A 17304-nucleotide genomic window follows, 5' to 3' on the forward strand; every position below is an offset into this window, starting at 1 on the left:
GGAACCTCCATGGGCTGGGGTCAGGGACCGGGTTGGAGATGCAGGACCTCGCCCCCGGCGGCTTCGGCGTCCGAGGGGTCGTGGGTGACCATCAGCGTGGGCAGGCCGCGCGCCCGGGCGTGGCCGAAGACGAAATCGCGAAAGCCCGCCCGCGTCGTCGCGTCGAGCTTGGAGAAGGGCTCGTCCAGCAACAGCGCCCTCGGCTCGGAGAGCAGCGCGCGCATGAGCGCCACGCGCGCCCTCTGCCCGCCGGAAAGCGTGGCCGGGTCGCGCGGAAAGAAGCCCTCGAGGCCGCACTCGGCCAAGGCCTGCTCGGCCTTTTCCCGGCGCCCTGCCCGTGAGCCGCGCGGCAGGGCGAAGAGCAGGTTCTCGCCCACGCTCATGTGCGGAAAGAGGAGGTCGTCCTGGAACAGGATGCCCAGGCGTCGGCGCTCCGGCGGCAGGCCGTCGAGGCTTCGCCCGTCGAGGAGGACGGTGCCCGAGGCCGCGAAGGCCGGGGCGAGCGCGCCGCAGAGATGGGCCAGGAGGCTCGACTTGCCCGCGCCGCTCGGTCCCATGAGGGTCACGATGGCGCCGGGCGGAACGACGAGATCCAGCCCGTCCACGAGCACGGTCGCACCGAGCGCCAGGCGCACGCCGTAAAGCGCCAGGCCGCGCGTCTCCCCCGTTTCGCTTGCGTTCATCGCGGCGCGGGGCATGCGGGGGCCTGGCCCCGGCGCCTGCCGAGGCTGGAGGAGATACGTGCGCTGGCCTTCATCATATCGAAAATACACGCTCCCGCCGCAGCTGACAACACGAGGCACCCGCCTGACCGCGTACCTGCCCGCCCTCCCGGCGTCCGGCGCTCGGGCGGCGGGTTCCGCAGCCTCCCCAAAACGGGCGCGGATGTTTCGTCGGCAGACCTGCGGACCGTCTTTTTGCCGGTTTTTCCCAAGTCGCGGGATTGGTCAAGCGGAGGAAAGACGTCTATACTCCGGCCGTGTTCGATAGAGACACGGCATGGGCGTGATCCGGCACGGCCGCCCGGCAGACAGGGACCCTGCGACGGAAACGGACTGCGCGAGGAAGCGGAATGACGGACATGAACGACAAGGCCACGCGGCGACGCCTCCTCCTGGTGGACGACGAGCCCGCCATCCGCACCATGCTCTCCCTGAGCCTCAAGGACCGCGGCTACGACGTGCGCACGGCATCGAGCTTCGACGAGGGGCTGGCCACGTTCCGGGAATTCGCGCCCGACGTCGTGCTCACGGACATCAAGATGCCCGGGCCCGACGGCATCGAGCTTCTGCGTCGCGTGAAGGACGAGAATCCGGACACCGAGGTGGTCATGCTCTCGGGCCACGGCGACCTCGAGCTGGCCATCAAGAGCCTGCAGCTCGAGGCCGTGGACTTCGTGACCAAGCCCATCAAGGACGAGATCCTGCAGATCGCCCTGCGCCGCGCCTTCGAGAAGCAGGCCATGCGGCGGCAGATCGCCGCGCACACCGAGGACCTGGAGCGCCTGGTGCAGGAGAAGTCCGCCCGCCTCCTCGAGCTCGAGCGCGAGCGCGCCGTGGGCAGCGCCGTGGAGAGCCTCATGTCCGGCCTCTCGGACGTCACCCAGTCCGTGACCGAGTCCGTGAACGCCGACGCCGAGGCGCGCGAGAGCGCCGGGCCGTCGTGCTTCAACGACCTGCCCTGCTTCGTCTCGGTGCACAACCGGTATCTCGAGATCATCGCCTCCAACCGCCTCTACCGCGAGCGGCTGGGCGACATGATCGGACGCAACTCCTGGGAGGTTTATTCCGGGCGCGACGGCAAGGGCAACGGCTGCCCGGTGTGGATGGCGCTGCAGACCGGCCGCGGCCAGAAGAGCCGCGAGGTGGTCCTGGACAAGGACGGCCGGGAGATCCAGGTCATGGTCCACACCGCTCCCATCCCGGGCCGCGACGGCGAGCCCGAGTTCGTCATCGAGTTCTCCGTGGACGTCACCGAGGTCGGCCGCCTGCAGGACGAGCTCAAGGCCGCGCAGCAGAAATACCAGGAGATCTTCGAGGCGTCCCCGGCCTTCATCTCCATACACGACCTCAAGTACACCCTGGTCGAGTCCAACAAGATGTTCCGCGAGCACTTCGGCGAGGGCATCGGCGAACGCTGCTACCAGGTCTACAAGCACCGCGAGCGGCCCTGCGACGAGTGCCTGGTGCACCGCACGCTCAAGGAGGGCCACACCGTGGAGCTCGAGACCGTGGTCACGGACCGCGAGGACCGGCCCATCAACGTGCTCATCCGCACCTCGCCCATCCGCAACACCGCGGGCGAGATCGTGCAGGTCATGGAGATGGCCACGGACATCACGCAGCTGCGCAAGCTGCAGGACCACCTCTCCTCCATCGGCCTGATGATCGGCTCCATGTCCCACGGCGTGAAGGGCCTGCTGACCGCGCTGGACGGCGGCATGTACCGCGTGGACAAGGGGCTCGCCAGGGACGATCTGGCGCTCGTCGCGGACGGATGGGGAACTGTCAAGGACAAGATGGCGCGCGTGCGGCACATGGTCCTCGACATCCTCTCCTACGCCAAGGCGCGCTCCCTGAACCTGCAGTCCGTGGAGGTCGGCGCCTTCGCGCGCGACGTGGCCTCGATCATCGGCCCCAGGGCCGAGCGCGCCGGGGTGCGCTTCTCCCTCGAACTCCCGGCCAGGACGGACGGTCCGGCTGGACACGGCGGTCTCGGGGCCTTCGAGGTGGACGACGTGGCCTTTTCCGCCGCGCTCGTGAACCTGCTCGAGAACGGCGTGGACGCCTGCGCCGAGAAGCCGGGCGACGGGCCGGGCAGCCTGCGGCTTCGCGTGGGCGGCGACAAGGAGTCCGTCTATTTCGAGATCATGGACAACGGCGTGGGCATGGACCGCGAGACGCGCGAGAAGATGTTCACCCTCTTCTTCTCCTCCAAGGGACACAAGGGCACGGGGCTCGGCACCTACATCGCGGGCCACGTGGTCGAGCAGCACGGCGGGCGGCTGCGCGTGGAGTCCGCGCCCGGCAAGGGCACCGTGGTGCACGTGGCCATGCCCCGCTTCCGGGCCGACGGCCCGGGCGCAGCGCAGGACTGCGCCCCGCTCGGCCGGGCCGGGGACGGCGCCGCGGCCGGGGAGGCCTGATGAGCGCGCGCCAGGCCCCGAAGGCCGAGGCCCCGTCGTCGAATACCGGAGCGGGCATCGACGCGAATACCGACGCGGATATCGACATCGCGCCCGGGACGCTCGGAGAGGGCGGGATGGAGATGAGCGACGCCATGTACCGCAACATCTTCGAGGGCGTGCCCTGCCTCGTGGCGGTCATCGACCGCGAGTTCCGCGTGGTCAAGACCAACCGCACCTTCGATGCCTGCCTGGGGAGCGCGCCGGGCCGCCACTGCTACGAGGCCTTCCACCACCGCGCCAGGCGCTGCGCGGTCTGTCCGGTGGGCGAGACCTTCGCGGACGGCCGGTTCCACACCCGCGAGGAGATCGGCACCTACAAGGACGGGACCAGGGGCCACTGGATCGTCACCACAGCGCCCGTGGCCGACGAGGAAGGCCGCACCGTGGCGGCCATCAAGATGTGCCTGGACATCACCCCGCGCAAGCGGCTCGAGGAGGAGCTCGCCCACTCCGAGGAGAAGTACCACGCCATCTTCTCCAACATCCCCTACTGCGTCTTCCTGCTCGATCCCGAGACGTTGGCCGTGCGCGAGTGCAACGACCGCTGCATGACCAACTACGGCCGTTCGCGCGAGGAGCTTCTGGGCCGCTCCTTCCTCTCGCTCTTTCCCATGGACGAGGCCGCCCGCCATTCCGCCACGCTCCGCCGCCCCGGGATGATCAACCAGGCGCGGCAGGTGCGCGGGGACGGCAGCGTCTTCTTCGCCACCATCCGCCTGGCCCGATGCGCCTACGCCGGAACCGAGGTGCTGCTCGCGGCCACCACGGACATCACCAAGCGCCTGGAGATCGAGCGCCAGCTCATCCAGGCGGGCAAGATGGCCACGGTGGGCGAGATGGCCACGGGCATGGCCCACGAGCTGAACCAGCCCCTGACCGTGATCCAGACCGGCGTGGACCTCATCCTGCGCAAGCTGCGCGAGGGCGGGGAGCTGGACCGGGAGCAGCTGCGCACCGTGGCCGAGCTGATGAACGAGCAGATCGACCGCGCCTCCGGGCTCATCAACCACGTGCGGGAGTTCGGCCGCAAGTCGGACCTCAGGCGCGAGGCCGTGGACGTGGGCGGCGTGCTGAAGAGGGCCTTCGGCATCTTCCGCGAGCAGTTCGCCCTGCGCGGCATCAGTGTGGACTTCCGCCTGCCCGCCTACCTGCCGCCCGTGGAGGCGGAGATGAACCGGCTGGAGCAGGTGGTCATCAACCTTCTGCTCAACGCGCGCGACGCCATCGAGACGCGCTGCGCCCAGGACCCGGCCGCGGGAAAGCGGATCGAGATCGCGGCCGAGGTGGCGGGAGGCGAGGTGCGGGTGCTCATGAGCGACACCGGTCCCGGCGTGCCCGCGCACCTGCGCGAAAAGATCTTCGAGCCCTTCTTCACCACCAAGGACCCGGGCAAGGGCACCGGGCTCGGGCTGTCCATCTCCTACGGCATCGTCAGCGACTACGGCGGGCGCATAGAGGTGCTGCCGCCCGATGCCGCTCCCATACCCGCGCACGACGGCGCGTCCGGCGGCGCTTCCGGCGGCGCGACTCCGCAAACCGGGGCGCGTTTCCTCATCCGCCTGCCTGCGGCCGCGGGAAAAGCGGAAAAGAAGATCTGAGGGAAAATCCGGAGAAAGAATCGGGGGAAGGATCGGGGGAAGATCGAAGGGGGGAGGCGTCCAACCGGGGAAGAGGGCCGAAGCCCTCCTCCCCGGGGAACCGGACGAAAGGCGCCTTCAGCGGCCCACTGCCACCTCACGGCGCACGTCAGCAAGATCGATGACGATGGGGGCGATCAGGTCGAAGCCCTTGCTGTCACACCAGCTGTGCTCGTCGGCGAACCTGCCGTCGTAGAGCACGTTGTCCAGGATGAAGTAGTGGGGCTCGCCCATGATCCTGTCCCACTTCTGGACCTGGAAGCTGAACTTGGCCGGATCGAACTCCGACACGTCGCTCCACTTCCACACGCAGCCGCAGGGCTCGTTGTCGTACCCGAGCACGCACAGGTAGCTCGCCTTGCTCTCGAGGTACATGCGGCGCCGGATCTCGATCGCGTCCTTGATGAGCTCGGACTCGTCGAACGAGACGGGCTTGCCGTCGAGGGTCACCTTGAGCAGCAGGTCGTCGTCGAGACGCATGCCGCAGGTGCACGTGTTTCCCTTGCGCCACCAATTCACATACTTCTGCTTGTATACACCGGAACCGAGTCTGCGCATCTTGTTCGCCGTGGATTCGGAAACCGGATGAAGCGCCAAATCGCAACAATGCCCTCTGGTGTCGAACACGAGTTGCATGTCACATCTCCTTCTCTGTGGCAGGCCGGCTCCGCTTCGCGGAATCGGCCGTACTTCGGCGGTCCCCTTGCCTGACGCTTCGGACCGCCGTTCCCGTCGCCTTATCGGCGGAGGGGTACCCGAAGCGGCTGACTGATCAACCGATCAGCCATGTGAAAGATATAACGACCGTCAAATTCGAGTGCAACCATTATTTTTGAGCCGTTACGGACTAAATCTTGCCAAATTTACGCGCAATTCATTGTAATAAAACATTTATTTTGAAAAATATTGCACTATTGAATTAAGTATTTTTTATGAACAGTGTTTTCAGTGCAAAAACACGAAAGCCGCGCTCATACAGCACATACGCCATACGAGCGCGGCTCGTTATGTTTTTCCCAATCAGGCCGTACACATAGACTTGGAACAGCACCTAGGCGTGCAAGGCGCGATAGCGGGAAAGCGGAACCATGTGCAGCGCCTTGGCCGGGCAGGCCTCGACGCAGGCGCAGGACGCCTTGCCCTCGCGCTCGCGCCATTCGGAGCAGAGGTCGCAGCGCACCGCCACCTCGCGGCCGTAGAGATGCCCCTCGTCGTCCTCCTCGGGCAGGCCGATGAAGGACAGGCTGATGGCCCCGTACGGACAGGCCATGATGCACAGCTTGCAGGCGGCGCAGTACTGGGCGCGCATGACCACGCGGCCGTTCTCCTGCACCAGGGCGCGCGTGGGGCAGACGCGGGCGCAGGGCGCGTGCTCGCACTGGCGGCACTGCACCGGCATCTTCACGCTGTCGGTCTTGACCACGTGCACCCGCGGCGCGAACACGCCGCGCTTCTTGGCCGCCTCCTTGATGGTCAGGTTGTTGTGCGAGGCGATGCAGGCGAGCTCGCACTTGCGGCAGGCCTTGCACTTCTCGACCTCGGCCTCGATGACGTAGGGCTCGCTGCTGTTGCGGGCATCCTGGGCGCTCATGGGCGGACTCCTTGCTGGGGCTGTGGTTGGGCTTCGATGGCGGCGATGGTCAGTTCATGCCCGCCCGAGAGGTCGAGCTCGGCCGCTCCGCAGGCGGGACAGGCGAAATGGCGCCGCGTGAGTTCGCATTCCTTGCCGCAGACGCGGCAGCGGCCGTGCATGGGCGTCGTCTCGCAGGAGAGCTCGGCGCCGTCGGCCACGGTCCCGGCCGCATAGAGGTCGAAACAGGCGGACAGGGTCCTCTCCTCCACGGCGGCGAGCAGCCCCACCTGCAGGCGGACCCGCGTGATGCGGGCCACGCCGTGGCGGCATGCCTCGTCCTCGAGGATGCGCATGATGCCTGCGACGATGGCGGACTCGTGCACGGCCCTGTCCTCCCTCTCCCCTGCTACCGTTCGGTGCAGGAGATGCAGGGGTCGATGCTGTTGACGATCAGCGGGATGTCCGAGATCCTGCAATCCTTCATCATCACGCCGAGCGCGTCCCAGTTCATGTAGGACGGCACGCGCCACTTGAGCCGGTTGGGCGTGTCCGTGCCGTCGGTGCGCAGGTAGTAGACCAGCTCGCCGCGCGGCGCCTCGCTGCGCGCGAGCGACTCGCCCGCCGGGATCTCCGGCAGCGGCGCGCACAGCGGCCCCCCGGGCAGATCCTTCACGCAGCGGCGCAGAAGGCCGATGGAGACCAGGATCTCGCGCATGCGGACCATGGCCCGCGAGTGCACGTCGCAGCCGTCCTCGGTGACGACCTCGACGTCCAGGCGGGGATAGGCGCCGTAGGGGGCTTCCACGCGGACGTCGAGGGGCAGGCCCGAGCCGCGGGCCACCGGCCCGACGACGGCGAAGGAACGCGCGTCCTCCTTGCCGAGGACGCCCACGCCCCGCGAGCGCCGAAGGATCATGGCGTCCGTGGCGTAGATGTTCATTATCGAGCGAACCTCGCGCTCGACCTTGGCCAGGCTCTCGACCAGGAAGCGGGTCAGCTCGGCGTCCACGTCGTACTTCACGCCGCCGATGCAGTTGGCCGCGAGGTCCATGCGGTTGCCGTACACGGTCTCCTTCACGTCCTGCATGATCTCGCGCACTTCCATGACGTGCATGAACAGCGACTTGAAGCCGATGATGTGCGCCAGCACGGCCACGTTGAAGAGGTGCGAGGCCACACGCTTGATCTCCTCGGCCATCACGCGCAGGTACAGGGCGCGCTCCGGCACGGCGATCGAGGCGAGGTTCTCCACGGCCATGCAGTAGGTGTAGGGGTGGCTGTTCGAGCACAGCGAGCAGACGCGCTCCGTGAGCACGATGTTCTGGAACAGCGTGCGGCGCAGCGCCAGGGCCTCCATGCCGCGGTGCACGTGCCCGGCCGTGAGCTCCACGCCGCGCACGATCTCGCCGTCCACGTCGAGCTTGAAGTACATGGGCTCCTCAAGCGCCACGTGCACGGGCCCCACGGGCAGCGTGTAGGTGGTATCCTTCACGTCGCTCATGCCTTCTCCTCCTCGGAAGCGGGCACTGCTGCCCCCTCCCCTTCCGTCTGCGCCTCTTCCACCTTCTCTTCGGCGTGCCTGTCGCCCAGGATGCGTTCCCACAGATCCTTGCTGGAAGCGCCGTTCATGAGCACCGAGATGGGAATGATCCTGTTCATGATGCCCCGATCGAGACTTTCGTCCAGGAACAGGCGGCGGGGATCGGGATGGCCGATGACGCTGATGCCGTACATCTCCATGAACTCGCGCTCGTTCCAGTCCGCGTTGCGAAACAGCGGCGTGATGGAGGGCACGCTGCGCGTGCGCTCGGAAAGCGGCACGGTGACCGTGACCATGGTCCCGCGGCAGTCGAAGTGGTAGGCGATCTCGTGGCGCGTGTAGCCGTGCTCGCGCACCGGATCGTAGGCGGTCACGGTGCACAGGCGCGCGGCGTGCGCGGCCAGCAGCTCGGCGGCCCGGGTCAGGTCGTCGGAGACCTCGAGCCGGTACCAGTAGAAGCGGTTGCCGGTCTGGTCCTCGGTCCAGTGAAAGCCGCCCTTGAGCGCCAGTATCTCGAGACCGTGCTCGAGTTCGGGATCAAGCGTGCGTACGGTCGCCATTGTCGGCCTCCACGCGCTTCAGCGCGCTTTCGAGCTGGCGGCACTGCGGGCACAGGCGCATGAGGTGCGCCGCGTCCACGTCGTTGTCCGCGTAGATGCGTCCGGCGAGCGCGGGCGGCAGCGGACGGATGTGCGCTCCGCAGCCCTCGCAGGAGAGGAAGGGCACGAAATGGCGCTCGCACCACTCGTACTTCTCGGACTGCGGGTGGGCGTTGTGCCAGTCGTTGCTCATGGAGATGGCGCCGGTGGGGCAGTAGTGCCGACACAGGCCGCACAGGGCGCAGGTGTTGTGCCACAGGGCGAAGTCGTAGCCGCTGCCGTCGGGCCGCTCCTCGATGTGGATGGCCGCACCCGCGCAGACGTGGCGGCAGATGGCGCAGCCCACGCACAGGGCGGGGTTCATGTGCACCTTGCCGCGGAAACGCGCGGGCGTCTTCGCCTCGACGAAGGGAAAGGGATCGGTGGACGGCCCCTTGACCACGTTGCCGGCCAGTATCTTCAGGAAATCGAACATGTCATCCTCCGATGCGGGCAAGCCAGACGTCGCGGGCCTTGACCACGCCCTCGATGATGGCCTGCGGCCGGGGCGGGCACCCCGGCACGTTGATGTCGATGGGCAGATACTTGTCCACGGGCCCCTCGATGCTGTAGCCGCCGCGGAACACGCCGCAGCTCACGGGGCAGATGCCCACGGCCACGGTGATCTTGGGCTCGGGGATCTCGTCCCAGACACGCAGGACCTTGTCCTTGACCCGCGCGGTGAGCGGGCCGGTGATGAGCACGATGTCCGCGTGGCGCGGGCTGCCGCAGTACTTGCAGCCGAAACGCTCCACGTCGTAGCGCGGGATGCAGGCCGTGGTCAGCAGCTCGACGTCGCAGCCGTTGCACGAGCCCGCGTTGATCCGATAGAGCCACGGCGACCGGACGGAGAGCTTCTTCAAGAGGTTCATGGCGGCTCCGTTCACATTCCCCAGCACGCCAGGACCAGGCTCGCCAGGGCCAGCGTCGCGGGATACTTGAGGTAGAAGGTGAAGGCCTGGTCCACGCGGAAACGTCCGGTGGCCGACTTGACGATGGTCAGGGAGACGAGCATCAGCGCCGCGCACTTGAACAGGAACCAGAGCACGTTCACGAAGGCTCCGCCGGGCACGGGCGCGGGGAAGAACATGGCCACGCCCAGGCCCAGCACGACCATGGCCTTCAGCGCCGAGGCCACGTGGAAGAAGCCGAGCGCGGGGCCGGAGTACTCGAGCAGCGGGCCCTCGATGAGCTCGGTCTCGGCCTCGGGCACGTCGAAGGGCGGCACGCCCATGGTCCCGGGCAGGAAGAGCAGGTAGGCGATCAGCGCGGGCCACATGGCCGGGTCGAAGACCAGCTGGCCATGGGCGAGCTGGTAGGCGACCACCGCGGACAGGGAGAACTCCGCCCCGCCGCCCGTGGCCGCGCCGACCTTCATGGCCACGGCCAGGAGCACCGCCAGGAGCGGCACCTCGTAGGCCAGCATCATGCACATCTCGCGCGAGAAGCCCAGCGCGCCGAAGGGCGAGCTGGAGGCCGAGCCGCCGACCATGAGCGCGATGGCGGGCAGCGGCAGGAGGTAGAAGAGGACCAGCAGGTCGCCCATGCCCGAGAGCCCGGCGTACGCGCCGGTCACCGGGATGAAGGCGGCGCACACGGCCATGCCGGTGAAGCCGATGAGCGGCGCGGTCAGGAAGGCCGTGCGGTTGGCCGTGGAGGGAATGATCGTCTCCTTGGTGGCCAGCTTGGCGAGGTCGTAGAACGGCTGCAGGAGGGGCGGCCCCACGCGGCGCTGCAGCCTGGCCTCGACGCGGCGGTCGAGCCCCTTGAGCAGGAGCCCCACGGCGATGGCGAAGAGCCCGCCGGGGAAGACCAGCATGTGGAAGAGCGCGGGAAGAACGGCGTTCATGTGCTTACTCCTTGGCCGCAGGGATGAGCGTGGCCGCGAGCCCCCGCAGCATGTCGCCGGGCAGGCCGTAGATGCCGCGCGAGGCCATGCGCGTGGCGGACGGATCGAGACGCACGCCGCAGGTGTGCACGTCGCTCACGCGGGCGGTGCGCACGAGCAGGCGCAGCGAGCCCCAGCCGATGCCGAAGGCCACCAGGGCCAGGACCGCGACGGCCGTGGCGTTCCACGCGCCGGGGCCGGAGACGAGGCCCGAGGCGGCCACGTCCAGGGTGCCCAGACCGAGCTGGCTGACGATAGCCGCGATGGGTTCGAGCAGAAGGCCCGGGAAGATGCCCGTGACCACGCACCCCGCGGCCAGGAGGACCATGGGCGCGAGCATGACGCGCGGCGCCTCATGCACGTGCTCGAGGTCGCGCGCAGGCTGGCCCAGGAAGGCCGCGTGCAGGTACTTGGCGAAGTAGGCCAGGGTTAGCACGCTGCCCACGAGCGAGAGGAGCGCCAGGACGACGTCGCCCTGCTGCATGAGCGCGTGGTAGATGATCCACTTGGAGGTGAAGCCGTTGCTCGGCGGCACGCCGACCACGGAGAGCGCGCCCACGGCGAAGACGGCGAGCGTCACCGGCATCTTGCGGCCCACGCCGCCGAGCTCGTCCAGGGAGTGCTTGTGCGTCTGCAGGAGCAGCGCGCCCGCCACGAGGAAGAGCAGGTCCTTGAAGAGCACGTGGTTGGCCAGGTGCAGGAGGCCGCCCGCCACGCCGAGCGAGGTGCCGAGCGAAACGCCGAGGACCATGTAGCCGAGCTGGCTGACGGTCGAGTAGATGAGCACGAGCTTCAGGTCCGACTGGAGCACGGCCATGAGCGCGGCGAGCACGATGGTCACGCCGCCCACCCAGGCCAGGGTGTGCATGACCGCTGCCTGATGCCAGAGCCCCACCGCCCCTGCCGCGAGCGCTCCCGCGCCGCCGAGCACGAAAAAGAGCTTCACGAGGCCGAAGAACGCGCTCTTCAGCAGCACCGAGGAGATGTAGCCCGAGACCGGCGTGGGCGCCGCGGCCGGGTGCATCTGGATGTCGATGCGCAGGGGCAGCTGCGCCGCCTTCATGCCGAAGCCCAGCGCCATGAGCGCCAGGGCCGCGCCCGCGGTGCCCGCGGGCATTGCGGTCCAGGCAGCGCGCACGGCGCTGAACGTGGGCGAGCCCGCGGCCTGCACGAGCAGGAGCACGCCGAGGAAGAGGAAGGCCGCGCCCAGGACGTTGAAGAAGAAGTACTTGTAGCCTTCCTTCAAGGCCTGGCGGTTCTCCTCGTGCACGATCACGAAGTAGAGGCTCCAGGAGCTCATGATCTCCCAGAAGGTGAAGAAGCTGAAGAGGTCGGAGCTTGCGGCCACGCCGAGCAGGCCTCCGGCCATGAACAGGAAGAAGGTGTAGAAGCGCCACTGGGTGTGGCTGTGCTCCATGTAGCCCACGGAGTAGACCATGTTCAGGCAGCCCATGAGCGCGACCACCAGGGCGAAGCCGAAGGAGAGCGTGTCGAGGGTGCCGCCGTAGACGAACACGGCCAGTGCCGCGCAGAGGAGTACGAGGGCCGCGGACCAGCCCGCGGCGCGGCGGTTCTTGCGCAGCAGGAAGGGCAGCGCCGCGCCGAGCATGGGGATGACCACGAAGGGCGGCCAGGTGACGGCGAGACTCGGCAGGGCCTGGGGTGCAAGCTTGCCCGCGGAGGTCAGCATGTTCGCCACGGGCACGACCAGGGCCAGGTTCAGCTGCGGGGCGATGCCCAGGACGACGCACAGCGCCGCGAGCAGGAGCATGGGAAGCAGCATGGCGATATGGGCCTCGGACACGGCCGGGCCGCGGCGGCGCTCGAAGATCAGCACGCGCAGGATGCGCATGTAGTAGACGGCGCCCGCCAGGCTCGCCAGGAGCAGGCCGCAGGCCAGCTCGGGATGCCCGGCCGCGATGCAGGCGCGCAGCATGAGGTACTTGCTGGCGAATCCGTTGAAGGGCGGCATGCCCATGATGGAGAGCACGCCCACGGTCATGCAGGCCGTGGTCCAGGGCATGTGGCGGCCGAGCCCGGCGAGGTCCTCGAGCTTCCTGCCGCCCGCGCGCAGGATCAGCGCGCCTGCGCCCAGGAAGAGCAGGTTCTTCATGATCGCGTGGTTCACCACGTGGGAGAGCGCCGCGGTCGTGGAGAGCCAGGAGCCCAGGCCGAAGACGATGACGATCTCGCCGATCTGCCCCATGGTGGAGAAGGCGAGCATGCGCTTCAGGTCGTCCTGGCGCAGGGCCATGACCTCGCCGTAGACCATGGTCAGCACGCCGAGCGTGGTCAGGATGGTGCCGAGCCAGGAGAGCCCGGCGGCGCCCTCCCCGGCGCGCAGCAGCACCGCGGTGCCGCACACGGCCAGGAAGACGCGGGCGAAGCCGTAGATGCCGGTCTTGGTCAGAAGGCCCGAGAGCGGGCCGGAGATGGAGGACGGTGCCACGGGGTGGGCGTCGGGCAGCCAGCCGTGCACCGGCACGAGGCCCGCCTTGACCGCGAAGCCCGTGAGCGTGAGCAGCAGCGCGGCGGCCAGCAGGTGCGGATCCAGCCGCGCGGCCGCCTCGGCCACGGAGGCGAAGTCGAGGCCGTTGCCGCCGCTTCCGAGCAGGAGCAGGCCGGGCAGCATGAAGTAGGCGCCGCCCGCGCACATCACGAAATACTTCATGCCCGCGCGCAGCGCCTTGCGGGTCCCCTCGTGCACCACCAGGAAGTAGGACGACCAGGTCATCAACTCCCAGAAGCCGTAGAAGGAGCCGAAGGAGCGCGTGGTGGCGAGCCCCATGAGCGCGCCCTGCATGAGCAGCAGGAAGAAGAAGTAGCCCGCGCTCTTGGCGCGGCCGGAGTGGATGTAGCCGGTGGAATAGGCCGTGACCACGAGGCCGATGCCCGCGGTGACGAGCGCGAAGAGCCGGGACAGGGGATCGAGCGCGGCGTCGGACCAGGCCAGGAAGAGCGAGGCTCCGGCCAGGCCCACGGCCAGGAGGTTGCGCGGCGCGTCGCCCACGAAGGCCAGGACGAAGACCGCGAAGGCGCCCACGTAGGGCACCAGGGCCGCGGCATGCCAGCCGTCGCCGAGCTCGGGCAGGCTGTGCGGGCCGAAGCCCAGCATCTCACCAAGGCCTATATTGAGTGAGTGAGCAATCAAGCCAAGGAGCACGACAAAGCCCGCAAGGACGAGCACGTGCCATCCCGGACGGTCGTTCTTCCAGCCGATGGACCTGGAGGCTCCCTCCTGCCCGGCGTCCTCGAGGCAGACGGCCTGGACGGCGGACAGCGTCAGCCAGGCCAGGACAACCGAGGCCGAGGCGATGGCCAGAAGCAGCCCCATGCCGCCGCCGGACTGCACGGCCCGAAGCACGAGCAGGCGCCCCTCGGGCACGAGGAACGGCGAGACGCCGAGCGCGGCGAACATGCCGAAGCCGAAGAGCCCCCCGGTGACCGGGAGTCTGCGGCCCGAGCCGCGCAAGCGGCCGAGTTCGGTGGAGCCCCCCGGCTGGGCGAGGCGCACGAGCGCGCCGTAGGCCAGGAGCCTGGCCACGGCCTGGAAGAGGAAGATGAGGACTGCGCCCACCTCTCCCGAGGCGCCGCCGTAGCCCACGCCGATGCAGGCAATGCCCGCCTCGGCCAGGCCGCCGTAGGCGATCAGGTGCCCGAGGCGCTGTCTGTTGGCGACGGCGGAAGCCGTGCCCCACAGCAGCAGGGCGGCTCCGACCAAGGCAAGAAACGATAAGTGCGGCAGGGCTGGTGCGGTGACCATCCGGTTCTCCTTGCGGGGAATCGTCTTTGCTGGTTGATTACACAAACAGCTTCTGGTCCATTTTTAGACCAAAGTCACCAACCTGACAACGTCATTTGTGAGACTTTTCCCAAATATCAGCGAAGAGCTTCAAAAATATTTATTATTTCAGATTGTTCTCTTTTCAACCTGTCACGATCAGAAATCGTGGTCCACGATTACGATCAAATGTCAGATAAAACCAGCGAGCGCCCGCCGCACGCCGAAAGTCTTCCGCCGCGGTCGCGGAAACGCTCCGGAAGCGCAAGTTCTTGGAGAGCACCGCCCGGCCTCGAAGAGAAGGGTACTGAAAGGAGAGGGAGAGGAGAAAGGAGAGAAGACGCCCTGGAGAGCAGGGCCCTCCAGCCCCGTCGAGCAGGCGTGCTTCCGAGCGCTGGACATCCTCTGCAGGGAGGACTTGGCGACTGCCGAGGGGCGGTCCGTGAACTCGAACCGGTCAGGCCGCACCTTGCGGTTCTCTCCGGAGGGGAAAACCACCCACGGAATCTACCGGAACCTGCAAAACGAAAGAGGCCACTGGCGGCAACCAGTGACCTCTATCTCTCAAGTCCCTTTCGAGACTCGTGGAATTCATGGCGAAGCGGACGGGACTTGAACCCGCGACCTCCGGCGTGACAGGCCGGCGTTCTAACCAACTGAACTACCGCTCCGAATTTTCAAGGCACGGGTGGTAGGCGGAACAGGGATCGAACCTGCGACCCTCGGCTTGTAAGGCCGATGCTCTCCCAGCTGAGCTATCCGCCCGTGCAACGGGAAGACGGTGTTTACCGAACCCCCCTCCCCTTGTCAACGGAAAGCGTCCCTCAATCGCAATTTTTTTTCATCTTTTCCCCGGAAGCCCCGTTTCGGCCGCTGCGGACGCGGCCAAAACGCCGTCGATATCTCCGAGGTATTCCTGGATGCGGCGGAAGGTCATTTCGCTCGACAGGGGCCTGCCGGGCCGCGAGTACTCGTAGTGGGCCATGTGGCACCAGGAGAGCGCGCGCAGAAGGATGGTCCGCTCCATGACCGCGGCCTTGGCCTCGATCTCCGACAGGGGCTCGGCAAGCCCTGCCTCGCTCTTGTAGCACTTGAGGAAGGCGCGGCGCGCCTCGGGCGAGAAGGAAAAGTCCGTGCGCCAGCGCGTGGTCGTGGGCGCCAGGAAGTGGCCCAGGTCCTGGTAGCGCGTGGAGACCACGGCCTTCTCCCAGTCCACGAGCCAGGCCCTGCCCTCCCCTTCGCCACCGCCGCCGTGGTCGTCCACGATGAAGTTGCCGGAGTTGACCTCGGTGTTGACCAGGACCTGCGGCTCGGCGGCGAACAGGGGGGCCGTTTCGTCGGCCAGGCGCAGGATCTCGTCGTGGTAGCGCAGCAGGCGGTCGCGCTCGGCGGCAAGGGGATGGTCCGCAAAGCGCTTCAGCAGCGAAAGGCTCTCGGCCGCGATGGCGCGCACGGGATCGGGCTGGGCGATGAGCCCCGCCTCCGCTCCGCCCTCCCCTTCCGCAGGAAGCGGCCGGGCGTGCACCCGCGCGAAGACCCGGGCGGCCAGCCGCCAGTCTCGCTCGTAGTCGAAGGCGCGGCCCGGGAGGTATTCCATGAGCAGCACGCCCCCGCCGCGCCCGAGCTCTCCGCCCGGCTCGGGCTCCACGGCGAACGGCTCGGGCGTGACGTCCGAGCCCTCCAGGGCCGAGAGCACCGAGAACTCGTAGGCGATCTGCCGCCTGCCCAGGCCGAGCTGGCTGCCGTGGTTGACGCGAAAGACGAAGCGCTCGCCGTTCGCGAGCACGAGCCAGTTCTCGTTGTATTCCCCGGCGGCCAGGAAGCGCACCGCCTCGACCTCGGCCGCGCGGGCCCAGGCGGAGCCGTCGCCCCGCCGCGCCGCAAGCCAGGCGCGGACGGCCTCGCGCCGCGCCTCGCGCGCCGTGGCCTTCCCGCCCGTGGATGTACTGTCCGGATCAGCCATGAAAGCCCCCGAGACCGCCTCCGAGCCCCTTGAGCAGGCCGAAGCAGCCGGCCAGCATCATGTCGCCGCCGGGGTGCGGGAACTCCACGGGGAAGCCGGCCAACAGGTCGCGCTGCGGCCCGATGACCCAGGTGGAGGCAAAGCCGTTCGCCTCCTTCGGCAGGTCCAGGGTCATGCAGCCGTGCCCCTTGGCGTCGAAGACCTCGGCGAAGGTCAGCTCGCCCGTGCGGAAGCGCGTCAGATCCTCCCACAGGGCCGGGCCGTCCTTGATGCCCGTGTGCTGCTCGTACACGCCCCACATGCGGCCGCCGTGGACCAGGAAGGCGATGGTGTGCGAGTTGCCGATGTTCACGATGCAGCCGCCCTCAGCGTGCGCCCGGGCCTCGATCTCGGGCACCGCGAGCACGCCGAGCACCGCGGCCGGGCCGGAGTCCGCCACGGGACCGCCGCCGATGGCCCGCTGGACGGCGGACAGCCGCGTGAGCTCGGACGGGAGACGATGATAGATGAGCGCCTCGGGGCGCCCCTCGGCCTCGGTCAGGAAGCGCTGCCAGAGGCGGAAGCGCCCTTCCCTGTTGCTCTTGCCGGGGTGAAAGCCGTGGTCCTGGGCGCAGGCCACCACCATGTCCGGCTGCGCGAGCCCCGCTGCGGCCAGGAAGGCCCGCCAGAAACCCGCGTCGTAGTCGGCCAGCTGCACGGGCACGTGGCCCTCGGGCATGGTCTCGGAAAGGGTCACGCCCATCTTCTCGACCAGGGAGAGGTCGTCTCCCAGGGAGTAGGCCGCCTCCGGATGGGCCGCGGCCGGGAGTCCGGCAGCGAGGTGCGCCTTGAGCGCGCGGTAGAAGCCGCCGCCCATGTTCGTGCCGCAGAGGTAGACGGCGCGGCCCGCGGCGGTCATGGCGCTTATGCGCGCGGCCACGGCGCGGGCCGGTGCGGGCAGCACGAACTTGGGCCAGTTGTTCTGGACGAGCGACGGCTCGACGTAGAGCACGTCCTGGGTGCCGCTGCCGATGTCGAGGACGAGCGTGCGCGCGGTGGATGCAAAAGAGGAGGATGCGGACATGAGGATTCCCGTTGCTGACGTATTCTTAAAGTGT

At 68.1% G+C, this 17304-nt stretch carries 14 protein-coding genes and 2 tRNA genes; 2 read left to right on the forward strand and 14 right to left on the reverse strand.

The genetic code is table 11. From position 1 onward, the window contains the following. Positions 1-20: 20 nt before the first annotated feature. Positions 21-683, reverse strand: coding sequence for an ATP-binding cassette domain-containing protein (locus DSX2_RS14545; RefSeq protein ID WP_035042781.1), 663 nt, complete (start codon positions 681-683; stop codon positions 21-23). Positions 684-1072: 389 nt separating this feature from the next. Here DSX2_RS14545 and DSX2_RS14550 point away from each other — a divergent pair, with 389 nt between their 5' ends. Both DSX2_RS14550 and DSX2_RS14555 read left to right on the forward strand, forming a co-directional pair. Continuing rightward, a complete protein-coding gene (locus tag DSX2_RS14550; RefSeq protein ID WP_020881759.1) occupies positions 1073-3145 on the forward strand; it encodes a response regulator in 2073 nt (690 codons plus the stop codon). After that, positions 3145-4785: a PAS domain S-box protein gene (locus tag DSX2_RS14555; protein ID WP_020881760.1), complete on the forward strand. Its 1641-nt coding sequence runs from the start codon at positions 3145-3147 to the stop codon at positions 4783-4785. Before DSX2_RS14550 ends, DSX2_RS14555 begins: the two co-directional genes overlap by 1 nt. 117 nt (positions 4786-4902) lie before the next feature. Here the strand turns inward: DSX2_RS14555 and DSX2_RS14560 are convergent, their stop codons facing one another. The 13 genes from DSX2_RS14560 to DSX2_RS14620 form a co-directional block, all read right to left on the reverse strand. After that, positions 4903-5460 carry a hypothetical protein gene (locus tag DSX2_RS14560; protein WP_020881761.1) on the reverse strand — a complete coding sequence of 186 codons (558 nt, stop codon included), beginning with the start codon at positions 5458-5460 and terminating at the stop codon, positions 4903-4905. A 415-nt stretch (positions 5461-5875) separates the two neighbouring features. Continuing rightward, complete coding sequence (locus tag DSX2_RS14565; protein ID WP_020881762.1) at positions 5876-6415, reverse strand: 4Fe-4S dicluster domain-containing protein; 540 nt, start codon at positions 6413-6415, stop codon at positions 5876-5878. Then, entirely contained in the window at positions 6412-6780 is a 369-nt protein-coding gene (hypA, locus tag DSX2_RS14570; protein ID WP_020881763.1) for a hydrogenase maturation nickel metallochaperone HypA, read from the reverse strand. The genes DSX2_RS14565 and hypA overlap by 4 nt, the downstream gene beginning before the upstream one ends. A 23-nt stretch (positions 6781-6803) precedes the next feature. Then, positions 6804-7898, reverse strand: coding sequence for a nickel-dependent hydrogenase large subunit (locus DSX2_RS14575; RefSeq protein WP_020881764.1), 1095 nt, complete (start codon positions 7896-7898; stop codon positions 6804-6806). Beyond that, positions 7895-8497 carry an NADH-quinone oxidoreductase subunit C gene (locus tag DSX2_RS14580; RefSeq protein WP_020881765.1) on the reverse strand — a complete coding sequence of 201 codons (603 nt, stop codon included), beginning with the start codon at positions 8495-8497 and terminating at the stop codon, positions 7895-7897. The genes DSX2_RS14575 and DSX2_RS14580 overlap by 4 nt, the downstream gene beginning before the upstream one ends. After that, the gene (locus DSX2_RS14585; RefSeq protein WP_020881766.1) at positions 8475-9011 is read right to left on the reverse strand and encodes a 4Fe-4S binding protein; all 537 of its coding nucleotides are present in this window, start codon (positions 9009-9011) and stop codon (positions 8475-8477) included. Before DSX2_RS14585 ends, DSX2_RS14580 begins: the two co-directional genes overlap by 23 nt. A gap of 1 nt (position 9012) precedes the next feature. Then, positions 9013-9447, reverse strand: coding sequence for an NADH-quinone oxidoreductase subunit B family protein (locus DSX2_RS14590; RefSeq protein WP_020881767.1), 435 nt, complete (start codon positions 9445-9447; stop codon positions 9013-9015). 11 nt (positions 9448-9458) lie between these two features. Continuing rightward, positions 9459-10424: a respiratory chain complex I subunit 1 family protein gene (locus DSX2_RS14595; RefSeq protein ID WP_020881768.1), complete on the reverse strand. Its 966-nt coding sequence runs from the start codon at positions 10422-10424 to the stop codon at positions 9459-9461. Between the two features lie 4 nt (positions 10425-10428). Then, complete coding sequence (locus DSX2_RS14600; RefSeq protein ID WP_020881769.1) at positions 10429-14226, reverse strand: proton-conducting transporter membrane subunit; 3798 nt, start codon at positions 14224-14226, stop codon at positions 10429-10431. Positions 14227-14838: 612 nt separating this feature from the next. Further along, a tRNA-Asp gene (locus DSX2_RS14605) sits at positions 14839-14915 on the reverse strand. 18 nt (positions 14916-14933) lie between these two features. Beyond that, a tRNA-Val gene (locus DSX2_RS14610) sits at positions 14934-15009 on the reverse strand. 76 nt (positions 15010-15085) lie between these two features. After that, positions 15086-16207: a phosphotransferase family protein gene (locus DSX2_RS14615; RefSeq protein WP_020881770.1), complete on the reverse strand. Its 1122-nt coding sequence runs from the start codon at positions 16205-16207 to the stop codon at positions 15086-15088. Continuing rightward, the gene (locus DSX2_RS14620; RefSeq protein ID WP_020881771.1) at positions 16200-17270 is read right to left on the reverse strand and encodes a DUF1786 domain-containing protein; all 1071 of its coding nucleotides are present in this window, start codon (positions 17268-17270) and stop codon (positions 16200-16202) included. The genes DSX2_RS14615 and DSX2_RS14620 overlap by 8 nt, the downstream gene beginning before the upstream one ends. Positions 17271-17304: the final 34 nt, after the last annotated feature.

It is taken from the genome of Desulfovibrio sp. X2 (genome assembly GCF_000422205.1).
Classification (GTDB): Bacteria; Desulfobacterota; Desulfovibrionia; order Desulfovibrionales; family Desulfovibrionaceae; genus Alkalidesulfovibrio.

Bases quoted from the DNA above. Each gene is read 5' to 3' on its own strand.
- DSX2_RS14565 (WP_020881762.1), bottom strand. From the start codon at position 6,415: ATGAGCGCCCAGGATGCCCGCAACAGCAGCGAGCCCTACGTCATCGAG.
- DSX2_RS14550 (WP_020881759.1), top strand. From the start codon at position 1,073: ATGACGGACATGAACGACAAGGCCACGCGGCGACGCCTCCTCCTGGTG.
- DSX2_RS14620 (WP_020881771.1), bottom strand. From the start codon at position 17,270: ATGTCCGCATCCTCCTCTTTTGCATCCACCGCGCGCACGCTCGTCCTC.
- DSX2_RS14575 (WP_020881764.1), bottom strand. From the start codon at position 7,898: ATGAGCGACGTGAAGGATACCACCTACACGCTGCCCGTGGGGCCCGTG.
- DSX2_RS14585 (WP_020881766.1), bottom strand. From the start codon at position 9,011: ATGTTCGATTTCCTGAAGATACTGGCCGGCAACGTGGTCAAGGGGCCG.
- DSX2_RS14600 (WP_020881769.1), bottom strand. From the start codon at position 14,226: ATGGTCACCGCACCAGCCCTGCCGCACTTATCGTTTCTTGCCTTGGTC.
- DSX2_RS14615 (WP_020881770.1), bottom strand. From the start codon at position 16,207: ATGGCTGATCCGGACAGTACATCCACGGGCGGGAAGGCCACGGCGCGC.
- DSX2_RS14545 (WP_035042781.1), bottom strand. From the start codon at position 683: ATGAACGCAAGCGAAACGGGGGAGACGCGCGGCCTGGCGCTTTACGGC.
- DSX2_RS14560 (WP_020881761.1), bottom strand. From the start codon at position 5,460: ATGCAACTCGTGTTCGACACCAGAGGGCATTGTTGCGATTTGGCGCTT.
- DSX2_RS14580 (WP_020881765.1), bottom strand. From the start codon at position 8,497: ATGGCGACCGTACGCACGCTTGATCCCGAACTCGAGCACGGTCTCGAG.
- DSX2_RS14595 (WP_020881768.1), bottom strand. From the start codon at position 10,424: ATGAACGCCGTTCTTCCCGCGCTCTTCCACATGCTGGTCTTCCCCGGC.
- DSX2_RS14590 (WP_020881767.1), bottom strand. From the start codon at position 9,447: ATGAACCTCTTGAAGAAGCTCTCCGTCCGGTCGCCGTGGCTCTATCGG.
- DSX2_RS14555 (WP_020881760.1), top strand. From the start codon at position 3,145: ATGAGCGCGCGCCAGGCCCCGAAGGCCGAGGCCCCGTCGTCGAATACC.